Annotated in this window: 14 protein-coding genes and 1 tRNA gene; 6 read left to right on the top strand and 9 right to left on the bottom strand. The window is 34.1% G+C overall.

Annotated features, from left to right (window positions below):
* Nucleotides 1-38 precede the first annotated feature (38 nt).
* Nucleotides 39-1,049 (top strand): M28 family metallopeptidase, encoded by a 1,011-nt coding sequence (locus PQO00_RS17525; protein ID WP_274186156.1) that lies wholly within the window; start codon nucleotides 39-41, stop codon nucleotides 1,047-1,049.
* A gap of 297 nt (nucleotides 1,050-1,346) precedes the next feature.
* On the opposite strand, the gene PQO00_RS17530 is transcribed toward PQO00_RS17525, so the two are convergent.
* From PQO00_RS17530 to PQO00_RS17540, 3 genes are all read right to left on the bottom strand, one after another.
* Nucleotides 1,347-1,422, bottom strand: a tRNA-His gene (locus tag PQO00_RS17530).
* Between the two features lie 115 nt (nucleotides 1,423-1,537).
* Nucleotides 1,538-2,254, bottom strand: coding sequence for a bacillithiol biosynthesis deacetylase BshB1 (bshB1, locus tag PQO00_RS17535; RefSeq protein WP_274186157.1), 717 nt, complete (start codon nucleotides 2,252-2,254; stop codon nucleotides 1,538-1,540).
* 24 nt (nucleotides 2,255-2,278) lie between these two features.
* Nucleotides 2,279-3,073, bottom strand: a complete 795-nt coding sequence (locus PQO00_RS17540) for a cation transporter (protein ID WP_274186158.1) — start codon at nucleotides 3,071-3,073, stop codon at nucleotides 2,279-2,281.
* A gap of 422 nt (nucleotides 3,074-3,495) precedes the next feature.
* Between PQO00_RS17540 and PQO00_RS17545 the strand changes: the two genes are divergently transcribed.
* The 3 genes from PQO00_RS17545 (at nucleotide 3,496) to PQO00_RS17555 (ending at nucleotide 8,198) form a co-directional block, all read left to right on the top strand.
* On the top strand, nucleotides 3,496-5,337 hold the full coding sequence (locus tag PQO00_RS17545) for an SLC13 family permease (RefSeq protein ID WP_274186159.1): 1,842 nt from the start codon (nucleotides 3,496-3,498) through the stop codon (nucleotides 5,335-5,337).
* Between the two features lie 41 nt (nucleotides 5,338-5,378).
* A complete protein-coding gene (pckA, locus tag PQO00_RS17550; RefSeq protein ID WP_274186160.1) occupies nucleotides 5,379-7,007 on the top strand; it encodes a phosphoenolpyruvate carboxykinase (ATP) in 1,629 nt (542 codons plus the stop codon).
* A 513-nt stretch (nucleotides 7,008-7,520) separates the two neighbouring features.
* Complete coding sequence (locus PQO00_RS17555) at nucleotides 7,521-8,198, top strand: DUF2490 domain-containing protein (RefSeq protein WP_274186161.1); 678 nt, start codon at nucleotides 7,521-7,523, stop codon at nucleotides 8,196-8,198.
* Between the two features lie 21 nt (nucleotides 8,199-8,219).
* Here the strand turns inward: PQO00_RS17555 and rlmF are convergent, their stop codons facing one another.
* From rlmF to PQO00_RS17570, 3 genes are all read right to left on the bottom strand, one after another.
* A complete protein-coding gene (rlmF, locus tag PQO00_RS17560) occupies nucleotides 8,220-9,116 on the bottom strand; it encodes a 23S rRNA (adenine(1618)-N(6))-methyltransferase RlmF (protein ID WP_337992859.1) in 897 nt (298 codons plus the stop codon).
* Nucleotides 9,117-9,551, bottom strand: a complete 435-nt coding sequence (locus PQO00_RS17565; RefSeq protein ID WP_274186162.1) for a VOC family protein — start codon at nucleotides 9,549-9,551, stop codon at nucleotides 9,117-9,119.
* Nucleotides 9,552-10,113: 562 nt separating this feature from the next.
* A complete protein-coding gene (locus tag PQO00_RS17570; RefSeq protein WP_274186163.1) occupies nucleotides 10,114-11,520 on the bottom strand; it encodes an MATE family efflux transporter in 1,407 nt (468 codons plus the stop codon).
* 198 nt (nucleotides 11,521-11,718) lie between these two features.
* On the opposite strand from PQO00_RS17570, the gene PQO00_RS17575 reads away from it, so the two are divergent.
* Nucleotides 11,719-12,384 carry an HAD family phosphatase gene (locus PQO00_RS17575; RefSeq protein WP_274186164.1) on the top strand — a complete coding sequence of 222 codons (666 nt, stop codon included), beginning with the start codon at nucleotides 11,719-11,721 and terminating at the stop codon, nucleotides 12,382-12,384.
* Nucleotides 12,385-12,456: 72 nt separating this feature from the next.
* Here the strand turns inward: PQO00_RS17575 and PQO00_RS17580 are convergent, their stop codons facing one another.
* From PQO00_RS17580 to PQO00_RS17590, 3 genes are all read right to left on the bottom strand, one after another.
* Nucleotides 12,457-12,615, bottom strand: a complete 159-nt coding sequence (locus tag PQO00_RS17580; protein WP_274186165.1) for a hypothetical protein — start codon at nucleotides 12,613-12,615, stop codon at nucleotides 12,457-12,459.
* A gap of 8 nt (nucleotides 12,616-12,623) precedes the next feature.
* On the bottom strand, nucleotides 12,624-15,881 hold the full coding sequence (gene ccsA / locus PQO00_RS17585; RefSeq protein ID WP_274186166.1) for a cytochrome c biogenesis protein: 3,258 nt from the start codon (nucleotides 15,879-15,881) through the stop codon (nucleotides 12,624-12,626).
* Between the two features lie 269 nt (nucleotides 15,882-16,150).
* Complete coding sequence (locus tag PQO00_RS17590) at nucleotides 16,151-16,552, bottom strand: group III truncated hemoglobin (protein ID WP_274186167.1); 402 nt, start codon at nucleotides 16,550-16,552, stop codon at nucleotides 16,151-16,153.
* Between the two features lie 188 nt (nucleotides 16,553-16,740).
* Between PQO00_RS17590 and PQO00_RS17595 the strand changes: the two genes are divergently transcribed.
* Complete coding sequence (locus PQO00_RS17595) at nucleotides 16,741-16,911, top strand: hypothetical protein (protein WP_274186168.1); 171 nt, start codon at nucleotides 16,741-16,743, stop codon at nucleotides 16,909-16,911.
* Nucleotides 16,912-17,202: the final 291 nt, after the last annotated feature.

Raw genomic sequence — 17,202 nt, forward strand, 5'->3', positions numbered from 1 at the left:
TCATTTTTGTAATATCGCACCAAATTTATTTTTATAAAATGAAAAAATTAGCAATTCTTCTATGTGCTACTTTATCTGTAGTTGCATGTAGTTCCTCACAAAACAAAAAAACTTCAAAACGCTCCAATCTTGTCACGGATTTTGCGAAAACGATTACCGCAGCCGAATTAAAGGAAGCGCTTTACACTTATGCTTCAGACGAATATGAAGGCAGAAAAACTGGTGAACCCGGGCAAAAGAAAGCTGTTGAATTTATTAAAAATTATTATATGTCTGCGGGGATTCCTTCTCCCATTGCTAAAGATGATTATTTTCAAGAAATTCCTGCTTCCTATTTTTCCAAAAATATAAAGGCCTCTGAAAATGTTTTAGCGTATATAAAAGGCACTGAAAAACCCGATGAAGTTATCGTTATTTCGGCACACTTAGATCATATTGGTATCTCGGGAAATGGAGATATAAATAATGGTGCAGACGATGATGGGTCTGGAACCGTCGCTATTTTAGAAATTGCAGAAGCTTTCAAAATAGCTTCAGACAAGGGATATGGTCCAAAACGTTCTATATTATTTTTACATGTTACGGGCGAAGAGATAGGACTCTTTGGTTCTCGGTATTATACAGATGAAGACCCTGTTTTTCCTCTAGCAAACACAGTGGCCGATTTAAATATCGATATGATCGGTCGTGTAGACCAAAAGCATGAAGGAAAAGATAATTACTTGTATTTAATCGGGTCTGATAAGTTGAGTAAAGAGTTACATGATGTTTCTGAAGCTGTAAATAAAAAATACTTTAAATTGAAATTTGATTATACCTATAATGATGACAATGATCCAAATCGGTTTTATTATAGGTCTGATCATTACAATTTTGCCAAACATAATGTTCCCGTTATTTTTTATTTTAATGGGACACATGCCGATTACCATAGACCATCGGATACACCTGATAAAATTAATTATGCGTTTTTAGAAACACGGGCACGTTTAATTTTTCATACGGCTTGGGAATTGGCTAATAGAAAGGAACGAATCAAGCTAAATTAACGTGAGTTCGATTTAAAACAAGGGAGTTTTTAACAATAAATCACTAATAAAACGATTTGTCGCCTTTAGTACTTCAACTCCGCTCAGCATAAACTAAAGTCGAAAGGTCATTAAAACCAACTATTTAAATGGGTTTCGACAGAGCCTGTGCTGAGTTTACCGAAGTACTCAACCTGACAATCAATATTAAATTATTGATAGTCAGATTAATAACATTATGCTTACATCGAACTCACGTTAAATTAAAATAATAGTAACAAAAAAAGCCTTTCAATTCCTTGAAAGGCTTTTATTTTTGGGTGGAAGACCGGATTCGAACCGGCGACCCTTGGTACCACAAACCAATGCTCTAACCAACTGAGCTACAACCACCATGTAACTTGCATTTTGTAATGCGTGTGCAAATGTAATTGATTTCAACCTTTTCTACAAAGACTTTTTTTAATATTTTGCATTGAAATCAAAAATAAAATTTCAAAAAATTATAACTATTTAATATCGAATAAACTATCAACTACCATATGGCGCTCAACCGTAAAACCTTCTGCATGTTCAACACCTACCAACCTTCCTAAATCTCTAGCTCTATAAATGATACTATCTGTAAAGTTCTTACTGGAGATAGGTGTTTCTGGTTCTTTACTGCTCCTATCATAAAACTGGGTTTTATAAGCGTATACCGATGCCTTTTTTTTATCCATAAAACCAGATACATCCACAACTAAATCTGGTTCTAAATTTTTCCATTGTATATAATGATAGACTTGTTTAGGCCTCCATGGGCTTTGTGCTTTTTCCCCATCATTCGTTTCAATTTTAATTAATCCGCTTAAAAAACAAGCATCACTAACCAGTTTACTTCCTTTACCATGATCTATATGCCTATCATCAATAGCATTACAAAGCACAATGTCTGGTTGGTACCTACGAATCATTTTAATGATTTCTAATTGGTGCTCTTTATCATTTACAAAAAAACCATCCGCAAACCCCAGATTGACCCTGGCAACTACACCTAATATTTTAGCAGCATTATTAGCTTCAATAGCCCTTGTTTCTGCTGTGCCTCGGGTTCCTAGCTCCCCTCTTGTTAAATCTATGATACCTACTTTTTTGCCGTTGGCAACTTCTTTTGCTATGGTGCCGCCACACCCTAATTCTACATCATCAGGATGTGCTCCTATAGCTAGTATGTCTAATTTCATAATACTTATTATTAGTATTTATTTTTATTTGCTGAGTTTTAAAATTCTAAAAGCGCCTTGAATTACCAAAACAAAAACAATGGTTCCTATAATTAGATCTGGCTTGTTTGAATGTAACCAGGTCACTAAAATTCCAGCAATAATAACCCCCAAGTTAATAATCACATCATTTGATGTAAAAATCATACTTGCTTGCATGTGCACTTCTTCCTTTTTTTTATTCTTTTGTAGCACGTACAGACAAATTCCGTTTGCTATAAGCGCAAAAATAGAAACAATTATCATAGTTGAGAAATCAGGTAACACTTCTTCACTTAAAAACCGCCTTAAAACCTCAATAAAACCAATGGTCGCTAGTATCATTTGAAAATAACCAGCAAGTTTTGCTATCTGTTTTTTCCTAACCAGTGTTCCTCCAACGGCAAAAAGGCTAATACCATAAACAAAACTGTCTGCAAGCATATCTAAACTATCTGCCACAAGTCCCATTGATTTAGAGATTAAACCTGTGGTCATTTCGATCATGAAAAAAAGGAAATTAATACTCAGTACAATCCAAAGTCGTTTTTTTTGATTGATTTCTTCTTTAAAATTAATTTGATTCGTTTTTTCTGTACTTATTTTTGAGCCTCCCAAATTCAGTTCGATTATAGATTTTTCAATGCTATCTATTTGTCCTGTATGGAACACAAAGAGTTTTCGGTTTGGAATATCAAATTCTAGATTTTTAATGGATTTTATGCCTTCTAATTTCATCCGAATTAAATTTTCTTCAGAAGGACAATCCATTTTAGATATTTTGAATGCTGTTTTTTCCATCTATTTAGCTTATAGAACTCATCTTGACTTTTTATGATTTGCTACAGAATCATCATTTTATTTCCATATTTTGTCTTTTAATGCATGGTAACGATGCTATTATATTCAAAAAAGTCTTCGTCTAAAAACAAAAACATGGCTTTTCGTTTAAATAAAAAAGTCTAGATAAGTTCATAATCCATAATCCTTGCACCTAAATTTATTAAAGATATAAGAAATCATTAAAAATTTAGTATTACTCTCACGTTTTCGTATTCATTTTACACACCAAATAGTTCAAAATATTCACAATTCCCGAAAAATAACGCACTTACAAAAAGCATGACATTCGTCATAATTGTTAGCAATAATCAACTGTAACTTTATCCTATAATTATATGGTACCTATTAAACACTAAAGACACCATAAACAACCACAAGATATGATTTATTTAATGCTTCTCATTTTAGTTATTACCATTGGTCTCTTTATCTGGGGAAAGTTTACACCAGATATTGTTGCACTCATGTCCATGATAAGTTTATTCCTAACAGGAATTTTAACCCCTACCGAAACATTAAGTGGTTTTAGTAATCCAACAGTTATTATGATTGCGGCACTCTTTATTATAGGTGAAGGTATTGCTCAAACAGGTTGGACCGCTTTAGCCGGTAAGAAATTTGTAGAATGGGCAGGAAAAAGCATTCCTAAACTATTGGTCATTGTAACATTAGGTGCTGGTATATTATCTGGTTTTGTAAGTAATACAGGTACAGTAGCCACTTTAATGCCTCTTACTATATCATCGGCCTGGAGCATTGGTACCCTGCCTTCAAAAATGTTAATGCCCGTAGCTTTTGGTTCTAATACTGGAGGCTTACTCACCTTAACTGGCACACCTCCAAATATTATTGCTAGTAATGCTTTAATAGATGCTGGTTTTGAAGGGTTCTCTTTCTTTGAATTTGCATTAATAGGTATTCCTTTATTAATAGTCGCATTAATTTATTTTAGATATATAGGATACAGACTATTGCCGAAAAACAAAACAAATAATAAGCCCGTAAATATTGAATCAACCTTACATAATTGGATAGAAGCTTATAAAATTGATAGTGGTTATTATAGATTACGTATAAGATCATTATCACCATTAATTAACACAAAAATTGAAGATTGGCAATTCGAAAAAAATTATAATGTTACCATTATTCGTACAAAAAGAAGGCATCCAAATATTTTAAAAGGCGTCCCTGCCTTTGAAGAATTTCCAAATCCAAAAACAGAACTCTACTATCATGATATAGTAACCGTAAAGGGTGATACTGAAGCTATTAATAAACTGATGATTACCTTCAGGTTAGGATTATTACCCCTTGAACCTATTACAGATGAGTTAAAACACAATCTAATTAACCAAGAGGTAGGTATGACAGAAGTTATCGTAAACCCAAATTCTATTCTCGTTGGTAGAAAATACAAACTAGGCGATTACTTTAAACGATATGGTATTCAGCTTTTAGCAGCCTCAAGAAACAATATCCCTTTACAAGAAAAAGAAATTACGGTAAAAGCTGGTGATGCTTTTATAATAAGAGGTACCTGGGAACATATAGACGATTTAAAAAAACAACATGAAAATCTGGTCATTATCGGTAGCCCAGAAGGCATGGCCAAAAACATTGAGAGTCTTAACTCAAAATCGTATATCGCTTTGGGGGCTTTAGTACTCATGATCCTATTTATGGTCTTTAAAATAGTACCAGGGTCAATCGCTGCATTAATTTCTGCCGGGATTGTTCTTTTAACTGGTTGCGTACCAATTTCTAAGGCTTACAAAGGTATCAGTTGGACCAGTGTTGTTATGATTGCTGCTATGATTCCCATGGGAGTTGCTCTACAAAAAACAGGAACTGCACAGATTATAGCCAACGGTTTGGTAGATTATTTAGGATCTATCCACCCCGTATTGTTATTAGGTGGTGTATTTCTACTAACAACAACGTTTAGTCAAGTCATTAATAACTCCGCAACGGCCGTGTTAATGGCACCTATTGCTATCCTTGCCGCAAATTCGTTAAACCTCTCACCTGCTCCATTTATGATAGTGGTTGCCATAAGTGCATCAACGGCATTTTTAACCCCCATAGGAACAACTACGAATGCAATGGTAATGACCGCAGGCGGATACAAATTTATGAATTACCTCAAAGTAGGAGCACCATTGCTACTTCTATTTTTTATAATAACCTTAATACTAGTGCCCATAATATGGCCTTTTTAAAAACTAAAAAAATATTAATAAGAACCTTAAAATCGAACAAAATGGAAAATCTAACAACAACAAAGCATGTAAGTTTAGAACAGTATGGCTTAAAAGACGTGAAAGTGAATTGGAATTTATCTCCAAAGAAACTGCAACAAATTACCGTTGCGAAAGGTATGGGAAAAGAAACTGCAAACGGAACGCTTGCTGTTAATACAGGTAAGTTTACCGGACGTTCTCCCCAAGATCGGTTTCTGGTAAAGGATGATTATACTGCCGATAAAGTTTGGTGGGGAAAAACCAATAAACCAATATCTCCTGAAAATTTCGATAAACTTAAAAATGAAATAACGAACTATCTTTCTGGAAAAGAAATTTATGCAAGAGATGGCTACGTATGTGCAGAACCAGAATTTAGAACAAATATTAGAACGGTAACCGAATTACCTTGGTCTAACTTATTCGTTTACAATATGTTCTTAAGACCTAGCGAAAAAGAATTAGAAAACTTTAAGGAAGATTGGTTAATTCTTTGTGCCCCTGGGTACGAATGTCCAGACCCCAAAGCTTATGGCATCCGTCAAGGTAATTTTTCAATCCTCAACTTTACTCAAAAAATTGCTTTAGTTGGAGGGTCTGCCTATACCGGCGAAATGAAAAAGGGTATTTTCTCTGCATTAAACATGATTTTACCTGTAGAGAAAAATGTATTGCCTATGCACTGCTCTGCTAATGTTGGAAAATATGGGGACACCGCTATTTTCTTTGGACTTTCCGGAACAGGAAAAACAACATTATCTGCAGATCCTGATAGAAAATTAATTGGCGACGATGAGCATGGATGGACAGCAGACAATACTATTTTTAACTTTGAAGGTGGGTGTTATGCAAAAGTTATCGACCTCACTGAAGAAAAAGAGCCGGACATTTTTAGAGCTATTAAACCAGGAGCTATACTAGAAAATGTTATATTTAAAGATGATGGAGAGGTAGATTATAAAGATAGTAGTATTACTCAAAATACGCGTGTAAGCTATCCTATTTATCATATTGATAATATTCAAGAAACACTTTATGCAGACAACCCTAAAAATATATTCTTTTTAACATGTGATGCTTTTGGCGTATTGCCACCAGTATCAAAACTAACGCCAGGGCAAGCTGCTTACCACTTTATCTCTGGTTACACTGCCAAAGTTGCTGGAACCGAAGCTGGTATTACAGAACCCGTACCCTCTTTCTCTGCTTGTTTTGGAGAGCCATTTATGCCATTGCACCCCACTGTTTATGGTGAAATGTTAAGCAAAAAAATGCAAGAAGCTGGTGTAAATGTATGGCTAATCAATACAGGATGGAGTGCTGGACCTTATGGTGTAGGATCTCGTATAAAATTAAAATATACAAGAGCTATGATCACGGCAATCCTTAATGGCGAGTTGGATCGTGTAGATTACGAGCAGAATTTTATTTTTGGCTTATACATGCCTAAATATTGTCCAGGAGTTCCGTCTGAAATCTTAGACCCTATGAACACATGGTTAAAAAAAGGTGAATATGTTGGTAAAGCTATTCAGTTAGCACACTCGTTCCACTTGAACTTTGAAAAATTTGCTGGCCAGGCTTCAGAACAAATTATTGAAGGTGGTCCACTAATTGATGAACACCATCACTTACACGAACACTTTTAATAGGTTCTTATTTAACCAGAAAAAGGCTGTCTGAAAAGTGTCATTCTGAATATTACCGAGAAACAAAATATATTTTGTTTTGAAGGTAGCTGCGAAGCTGTGATGAATCTCTTAAAAACATAATATATTGTTTTACTAAACTATAAGATTCTTCGCTATAGCCTGTACTGAGCGTAGTCGAAGTACTCTGAATGACAAATTTTACTACTTTTCAGACTGCCTCTTTCTCTTATATCATTAACAAAAAATAAGCCTAATAATTCGTTTAGTTCACTATCTTTTATTTTAAAAATAGGAGTTTATGAATCTTCGATTTCTATGGCACTTATATTTCAAGATAAAACATGTGCTCAGCTTGACTGGGTCCATAACAAGGGCTATGCTTTCACACCCAATCCCTAGGCAGGAAGCTGAGCACATGTTTTCTATTTTATATAAGCACACTATAATTCAAATTATTTAGGGATCAACTTTTGCCTGATTTTTATCGCTTTGATGCAAAATTTACAAACCATGAAATACTATATAGCTTCCCTTATTTTTATACTAACCATGTCTTTAAGTTACTCTCAAACTTCACCCCAAGACAAATTAGGTACCTGGTATACATATTTTGGAGATCATAGGGTCTCAAACAAACTAAGCATCAGTGTTGGTGGACAGGTTTGGTGTTACGAACCGGTAACAAACTTTAATTTATTACTCGTTAAAACAGGTATAGACTATCACATAAATAATAAATTAAAAGTTGAACTGGGCTATGGTTTTTTAGATATTGACAAAAGTATAGATGGTATAAAAGACAAGCACATATTTGAAAATAGAATATCAGAACAAATTTATTTTAAACATAGGCTGGTTAATTTGCCTATAGATCATAGGTTAAGAATTGAGCATCGTATATTTAATCCCAGAACAGAGAACTCAACAAAACATAGGTTAAGATACCGATTAGGGACAAAAGTTAATCTCAACAAAACATTTTTTATTCGTATAAATAATGAAACGTTGGCGCATATTCAAAAAGACTTTTTTTCAGAAAACAGACTTTACGGTGCTCTAGGTATAAACCTATCTAAATCCAGCAACCTCCAATTAGGGTATATGCATCGCTATATAAACGATTTAAACTTGCACAGATTACAAGTAAGTGTATTTATTAAAACGGATCATAGGAAGAAAAAAGTTTAAACGACTTCGTTATGTCTTTCTTCATATATCTAAAAAAGTCCATGCCACTATTCTAGATATTTTATTGCCTTGCCCCATATTAATGACTTTAACTTCTGTAGCTCCCAACTTTTTTAAAGACACTTGCATCCCTTTTACCAAATCTTTTTTAGAAACCAATGTTGTAAACCAATGACATTGGTTTTTATATAAAGAACTTTCATATAAATAATTATGAACAAAAGCCTTTTCGCCCCCCTTGTACCAAAGCTCGTTATGCGTTCCCGAAAAATTCCTAACAACAGTATCTCCCATATTTAAACCTTTTAGTTTTCGCATAGTCGCTCCCATAGCTTCTGTTTCCGATTTATAAAAAGGCGGATTACAAATGGCCGCAGAAAATGTATCCGATTCATTTAAAACACCTTTAAGAATGTTTGCACTATTCATCTGATGTCTTAACTCAATGGCGTTATCCAATTCATTTTTTGAAATGATATTCTGTGCATATTGCAATGCCTTTTTGTCAATATCCGTTCCAACAAAACTCCAATGGTATACTGCTTTACCAAGCATGGGATAAATACAACTGGCTCCGGTTCCTATATCTAAAATATCTATACTCCCATGAGCATGCGATTGGTCTAGTAAATCTGCTAAATGATGTAAATAATCTACACGACCAGGAACAGGAGGGCATAAATTGTTATCTGGAAATTCCCAGAATTTAATATTATAATGCGCAAACAACAATGCTGTATTTAATGCCTTTACAGCCTTAGGGTTGGCAAAATCGATTGTTTTGGTTTGATATTTATTTTCAAATACAAATTGTTTTAAATCTGGATACGAATGGGATAAGGCATCTATATCGTACCCGGATTTATGTATGTTATTTGAATGAAAATTAGGGTTTGTTTTGATAACTTTAGTTTTAATTTATGACTCTTTTTCTTCAATGGTATTTCCTTTTTCATCTAATGCTAAATAAGGGTTAAAAGCAATTTCCCATAGGTTTCCATCAGGATCTGAAATATAGCTACTATAGCCTCCCCAAAAAACACTTTCTGGTCTTTTCACAATGTTTACGCCTTTAGCTTCTAACGACTGAATTAATTGATCAACTTCTTCCTTCGTTCTTGTATTAAAAGCTAAAGAAAACGCTTTAAATCCAGTTCCTTCATGGCTAACCCCTGCATCTTCTGCTAATTTCTCCCTTGAATATAATGACAATAAAAGTCCGTTTAGTTGAAAAAAAGAAATGTCGTCGTTACTCGATGCCATCTTTTTCCAACCAAATTTGTTTTCATAAAAGTCATTTGATACTTTTAAATCGTTGACTCCTAAACCAACTATTGTTAATCTTTGTTCCATATTCTTTTATTATTGGTAAATCCTCATTCGGATCTATTCTAAAAATTTCAATTTGTTTTATGTTTTGTTTTTTCTAAATCTGGATGGCTAAAATATTTTCCGTCATACATAAGTATACCAAATAAACTTCAAAATAACTGGTTAAATCCGTTTAGTTCACTATCTTTTATTTTTATAATTGGTGTTCATGAATCTTCGATTTCTATTTCCTTTATTTTTCAATAAAAAACATAACCATAACTAGGCTTGCTTATGTTTTTTATCTCATCTAAAGAAAATATAATTCAAATTTACTACCAATCATTTTAAAATTCATTTGGTATAAACAAGGAACATTCGTTTTTTTATCAATCCATAAATAATAAAAATACCTTGCTTTAAATATAGAAACAAGGTATCCCATACCCAATTAAAAACCCAACAATTGTTTTATCCTGGTCTAAAGTATTATTTCTTAGCGCCAGCAAAACACTTTTATTGGGGGCACTTATATTTAGATAAGAGGCATCGGTTACCTTTATCATCATTCATAAAATTCCAAGTAGTCTAAATTAGCTAGAGTCTAGACTTTTATCGTTTTCCAATGCCCTCTTTTAAACCAAACTATAGAGACAACTGCTATTAATATTTCTGCCAAAGTAATGGCCCAAAATACCCCCGATGGTCCAAAATCTAAAGTAATGGCCATGATATAAGCAAAAGGTAATTGTAACAACCAAAAGCATACAAAGTTAATATACGTTGGTGTTTTGGTATCTCCCGCGCCATTAAAAGAATTAATCACCACCATACCATAACCGTAAAAAATATAACCAGCCGCTATAACCCTTAAGCACTGGCTTCCGTATTTAACAACATCTGGCGTCGTATTAAACAATACTATTATTTGTTGAGCAAATACTAAGTAAATAATAGAAACTAAGCCCATAAAAATGGCACTATACTTTCCTGTTTTCCAAACTGACAGCTCAGCACGTTCTGGCTCTTTTGCTCCCAAATTTTGTCCAACTAAAGTCGCAGCTGCATTGCTCATACCCCAAGCGGGCATTAAGGTAAACATCATGACACGAATCGCAATTGTATAGCCAGCTAATACCTCACTTCCAAATTCGCTCATAATTCGCATTAAAAACACCCATGAAGAAGTGCCTATTAAAAACTGACCAATTCCTCCAAGCGATACTTTGATTAAGTTAAACATAACCCCAATACGAATGACCAAATCCTTAACGCCTATCCTAATTTTACTGTACCCAAAAAACAAAATAGCTAATTGAAATACAACGGCAGTACCTCGGCCTATAGTGGTTGCTATGGCTGCGCCTTCTACTCCAAAAGCAGGAATAGAGCCAAAGCCAAAAATAAATATGGGGTCTAAAATAATATTGAGTCCATTCGATAGAATTAATGTCCACATGGCTACTGATGCATTGCCCGCTCCACGAAAAATAGCATTGATTAAAAACAACAACATAATAGTTATATTGCCCCCTAACAACACTTGAGTATAGCCATAACCTTCAGCAATTAGATCTGGTTCACCTCCCATAAGTCCTAAAATTTCTTTAGGATATAAGATGCCTATCATACTAATAATAGCAGCTACAAAAACCCCTAGAAAAATAACCTGAACCGCAGCATGAGAGGCGCCCTTTAAATCTTTTTCCCCCACACGTCTTGCAACTATAGCTGTTGCTGCCATACTTAAACCTATAGCGACTGCATATACCAAAGTAATAACAGATTCTGTTAAACCAATGGTTGCTACGGCATTTACACTAATCTGAGACACGTATAAGATATCTACAATGGCAAAAATAGATTCCATGAGCATTTCTAAAATCATAGGAATCGATAACATAAATACGGCACGACGAATACTGCCAGAAGTAAAATCTTGTTCTTTACCCGTTACAGCTATTATAAAATATTGAATAAATTGTATTAAAGAAATTTTATTTGATTGCATTTTTGATTGTATTAAATATAAACAATTACCAAACACGTAAAGCGCGCTCAGTAGCTTTTTGCTCGAGAGAACCTCGATGCATCTATAGAAGTGGCATTAAACAATCATAAAACAAAGATGTACATTTAATTTTAATTTACAAAATGATTTTTTAGGCTGTTTGTTTTCATTCTAATATCTTAGCAAAAAAAAAATTAGATGATAAAAGCTGTTATTTTTGACATGGATGGTGTTATTATTGATAGTGAACCCATGCATAATAAAGCATATTGTGATATGTTTGATGAAATTGGCATTGAGGTTTCGGATGCATTATATCAATCATTTACAGGACAGTCCACTATTAATATCTGTAAACGTTTATGCGATCGTTTTAATCTTACTGAGACTCCAGAAACTTTAGTTGCACTTAAACGAAAATATTATAAACGTTTTTTTGACAGCAATTCAGATCTGACTCTAATTAGTGGTGTTTTGGATTTAATAAAAGACTACCATCGTAACGGGTTAACTCTAGTTTTGGCTTCGTCTGCTGCCATGACGAGTATTAATCAAATCTTTGAGCGTTTTGATTTAGACCCTTATTTTGTTGCCAAACTAAGTGGTGGAGACTTAAAAGCATCTAAACCGCATCCTGAAATTTTTATTAAAGCTGCTGAAGCTTCGGGATTTAGTCATGACGAATGTATTGTTATTGAAGATTCTACCAATGGTATTAAAGCTGCAAAAGCTGCTAATATTTTTTGTGTGGGCTATGACAGTTTTCATTCAAAAAACCAAGACTATAGTCAGGCAGATATGGTCATAAAAGATTTTAAAGAGATTGCTTTTAATAAAATAAACACATTGGTCCACACATATTAAACCAATTGACAAGAGAAATGTCCCTTAAATAATTTGAATTATAGTGTACCTATATTTATTTGTTAATTGGTATTAGTCTTTACTATTTTGTGAATTTGCTTTTTGGATAATCGCTTTTAAGCGTTCCTTTCTTGATATCACCTCAGCTTTTTTCTTATTTTTCTTCCGCGTCATTAATTTAGAGTGCTTTGCCTTGTTTTTCGTGTTTTTTTCACGCCCCGTTTTTGCCATAGCACAAGCTATTTTTTATAATATTTGGCATACCCTCTGTAAGCAAAAAAGCCTAAAACAGCAACGATGGCACAAGCAATTGCAATAAATTTCATACTCACAATTTGATCGCCACTAGCATAACTATGCAAGCCTGCTAGATAGAAATTCACTCCAAAATAGGTCATCATAATACTTGCAAACGCTACGATAGACATGAGGTTAAAAAACCAACGTCCACGAAGTCCGGGAACTAATCGCATATGAATCACAAAGGCATAAACCATAATACTAATAAGCGCCCATGTTTCTTTAGGGTCCCAACCCCAATACCGTCCCCAACTTTCATTAGCCCACATACCACCTAAAAAATTACCAATAGTAAGCATAACCAATCCAACAGTTAAAGCCATTTCATTTATAATGGTAAGCTCTTTAATATTGAGCAACATTTTTTCTTTGTTTTCCTTAGTAGTGAAAATCATCAATAATAAGGACACCACACCTAAAATCATGCCTAAAGTAAATGGACCATAGCTCGCCACAATGACTGCCACATGAATCATAAGCCAGTAGCTGTTTAAAACAGGTTGCAGGTTTGCAATAGCCGGATCCATCCAATTCCAATGGGCGATCATTAAAATCATGGATGTTACAAATGCTGCCGCAGCTATGGTTAAATTAGACGTGTTTCTTTTTCCAAAAATAGCTGAAATAATTCCAGAGGCCTCATCTTTACGAAGCTTCTCTTTCTTCTTGCTTATCCCGGTAATAAACCCAAATAGCATGGTTGACCAAGCTACATATATCATCGATTCGTAGGCATCGCTCCAAGGCGCATGCCCAGAGATGTACCAACGAACAATCAACCCTGCTGTATGCAAAAGAAACAGCCCTAGAATGATAAACTTAAAAACAGTTACAGAGCTATTTAAGGCTTTGTTTTTATCTTTAAAAATTTGAACAATCAACAATATAAAAAGCAAACTACCGGCATACATATACCAACTGAATAGCTTCTTAAAAATATCATATTTATTATATAAAATCTCTGTATGCACTTTATCATCGCTTAGCATCACCTCGGCACCATATTTACGTTGCGTTTTTTTAAAAGCAGCCAATAGCTTTGATGCTTTGGAGAAATTGTCCGTTTGTTTTGCCTGATTTAAGGTGTACAGATATACGCTAAATCCATTTTTTATAAAATTCCCATAAAGTGAATCTTTTATTTTATTAGTGCCATGCCTATAATCGTAAGTAGAAATCCATTTATTGTTTTCATCATCAGGAATCGGGAATATTTTTAAAGACATCCCTTCAACGGTGTTGTATAATAAGGAAACACGCTGATCGGCTTCTTTAAATTCTTTTTGAAATCCGTTAGGCACCTGTGCCCTATAAGCTTCTTCCAAATAAGGAGCCAATTTATACTCGCCACGTTCTGTAAAAAAATCTGCTAAAGTGGCATACTTATCTTCTTTGGAAACGCCTATCATTTTTCGAATGGAATCTGCTTTCTTCGGCTTTAAATAAATGATAGGTACATTATACCAGAGCGTAGGGCTTTCCTGTATGGATAAGAACACTTGATTAGCATCAAAACCTTCATAAGTATCATGTTTGCTTAATTTACGAAGCATCTCTGACGCATAGGTATTTACGGGCATCATTCGACCACTAAGGTCTTGAATTACTAAATGTCCAAATTCATCGGCATGCACTTTAGGGGTGATATTCGCAGCTAAAATAGAATCAATTTGAGCTTTTGTTGGTTTAGAATGTCCATGTCCATCGTTAACCGCATGTTCTTGCGAAAACATATTCAAACCAAAACATAATACCAATACAGTAAACCATTTTGCTTTCTTTGCTTTTACCTTATTTAGTTGTTTTTTTAAATCCCCAAAACGAGACCCTTTAACAAATAGAATGGCCAGCATCCCAAAATAAAGCATAAAATAGCCTATATAAGTCATTAAAGTGCCCCAATAGTCATGATTTACAGATAAAATAGTTCCTTTTTCATCAGGATCAAAACTCGATTGAAAGAAGCGATACCCGCGATGATCCAAAATATTATTCATAAAGATCTTATAGTCAAAATCGCCTTCCTTTTCATCTAGAACAGTGACTTGGCTGGAAAATGCCGAATAGCCTTTTTCTGTACCAGGATACCGTTCTGCCTCAAAGTCATTTAATTTTATACTAAAAGGGAGGTCCAATACTTTAGCTCCGTATTTTAAAGCGAAGTCCAAACCACCAACCTCAATTTGTTTATAATTTCCATTAATACCCTGCCCTCCTAACATCCCAACAGATTTTGTTTCTCCATTAGCAGTGATTTTAAATACGGCACCATCGGCATCGTTCTTTAAGAGTTTTGATTTCTGGACAATATCAAAAACACCCTTAACTACTGGTTTAGGGAACACCATTTGCATATTACCGATCACATACCTTGAGCGTAATACCAATGGTTGCAAACTATCTTTTACTAATTTACCTTGTGCTCTAGTTGCCATCGTCATATACTCACCTTCAAAAGGAGATTGAATGGTAAGCTCATCATTATTGTAGGTAATGTTTATAGCGCCATCTGTAGGTTTATTTAAGGCAAATAAAATATTATGAATACTTTGTACCTGTCCTACTTTTAAAAAATGGTTGTGAGGTCCACTTCCACCTGCTTCCACTATTTTTAAATAGGTTTCTCCATCCTCATTTGGCACAATATCTTCTTCTGCTCCCACTATGAATTTTTCCAATTCAATAGTAACAGGTTGTTTATTATAATCGGTTTCTATTTTAAAATCGTTATCCAATCGACCGGAAAAATCAACCTTGCTTTCTAAATAACGTTGTTGGAGCTGTCCGTTAATTTTATAGTCACCAACAATCTGCCCTATAACATAAGTATCCCTAGATAAGAAGGAGTTTTCTGTAGCACCTTCCCGAATAGCCATCATCCCCTCAAAACTCACATATCTTGTAATAAAGGCCCCCAGTAAAATAAAAATGAAGGCCAAGTGCAAAATAAACGTTGCCCACTTTTCCTTTTTATACAATTGGAACCTAAAAATATTACCTGTAAAGTTTATTACAAAAAACACCATAATGGTTTCAAACCACCAGGCATTATAAATTAAATTTCTGGTATAGGGTGTTGGCGATGTTTCCTGTCCTGCATCTAAAAATGTTCCTGTAGCCATAGCTGCTGCAAAAACAATAAATAAAAAGGCAGTAAGACGTGTTGAGAAGAGAATATTAGCGAGCTTATTTTGCATAATCAAAACCCATTTTTTAGGTCGTGCAAATTTAAGGATTTATGTTTATTATGTCGTGTTAAAATATTGAAAAATGAAGTTACTATATTGAGGTTTAACCTGATATTTTACAAGCTGAGACGCAAAGCAGTATTATTTAACGAATTACGGTTAAATCGAAATTGAAGTTGAAGCTGAAACCGAAACTAAACACTGAATACTGAACACTGCCTACTGAACACCAAACACTGCCTACTGAACACTGAACACCGAATACTGCCCACTAAACACTACCCCCTTCTCGCTTCAAATATCTTTAAATATAAAAACGTACTCATTTTTCTGGCGCGCCTTTTAGCATTTTCGGCATAATCGCCTTCAAAAAGCTCATCTATGGTTTGAAACCAAAGATTTAGCCACAAACCAAAATGTGTTTCGGTGATACTATTATTATTTTTAGCATCTACTTTAATATGTGCCTCTAGAGGATTCCCCGTATACTTCTGTTCCAGTTTACGAGTCATAAAAAGACTTGATTCCCAAAAGGTAGTTAAACGCTCTAAATGGGCATCCCAATCTTTTATGGCATCGTTAAAAAATGGAGACAAGACCGGATCCTTTCTTATTTTATTATAAAATGACGATACTAATAAAAAAATATCGTCTCTGGATTTAATATCTTTTTTATTCATGGTCTCAAAGTTAAACTATTTAATTCTCGCATAGATGCAAAGGCGCTCAGCTTTGAAGGTGAAAAAATGAGTATCAAAAAAATAATAAAATACTGATTTACAATTATTTAAATTAAATTAATTCAAATAAAAGTGAGCACAAAGTGTGCTTTTTTTTATCTAAATTTAAATACCAAAAACTGCATTTTATGGCACGTACAAAATTAATTTTGGACACTAGAAAATCATCTCAAAGCAAAAATACTCGTTTGTACTCTATTGTATTTCATATAAAACCTAGATTAATTAGACTTCCATTTTATACCTCAATTTCTGGTTTGCTTGCTTTAAGTTTTTCTGCTATTTGTGCAGAGCCATAATGCTGGTTACTCAGGTCAAATTCCCTTCTTATCAAATCTGTAAACAGGCTTATGTTCCAATGCGCACTTTGATAGGCCAACCGTGTACTTCCTGAAAAAACTGCTCCTACTTATTTTAAAAACCTTACACATCCTATAAATCGGATATAAATGTTTATAGCTGGCTATAAATCCATAGATTTCCCATCGCTTTTAGAGAGAAGATGTGTAAGGTTTTTTTTATATTTCAAGTTCCCTTTCGAGCTTTACGTAGTCTTTTTAGATTCTAAAGTATATTATGATATTATTATT

The sequence above is a fragment of the Flavivirga sp. 57AJ16 genome, assembly GCF_028736925.1.
GTDB lineage: Bacteria > Bacteroidota > Bacteroidia > Flavobacteriales > Flavobacteriaceae > Flavivirga.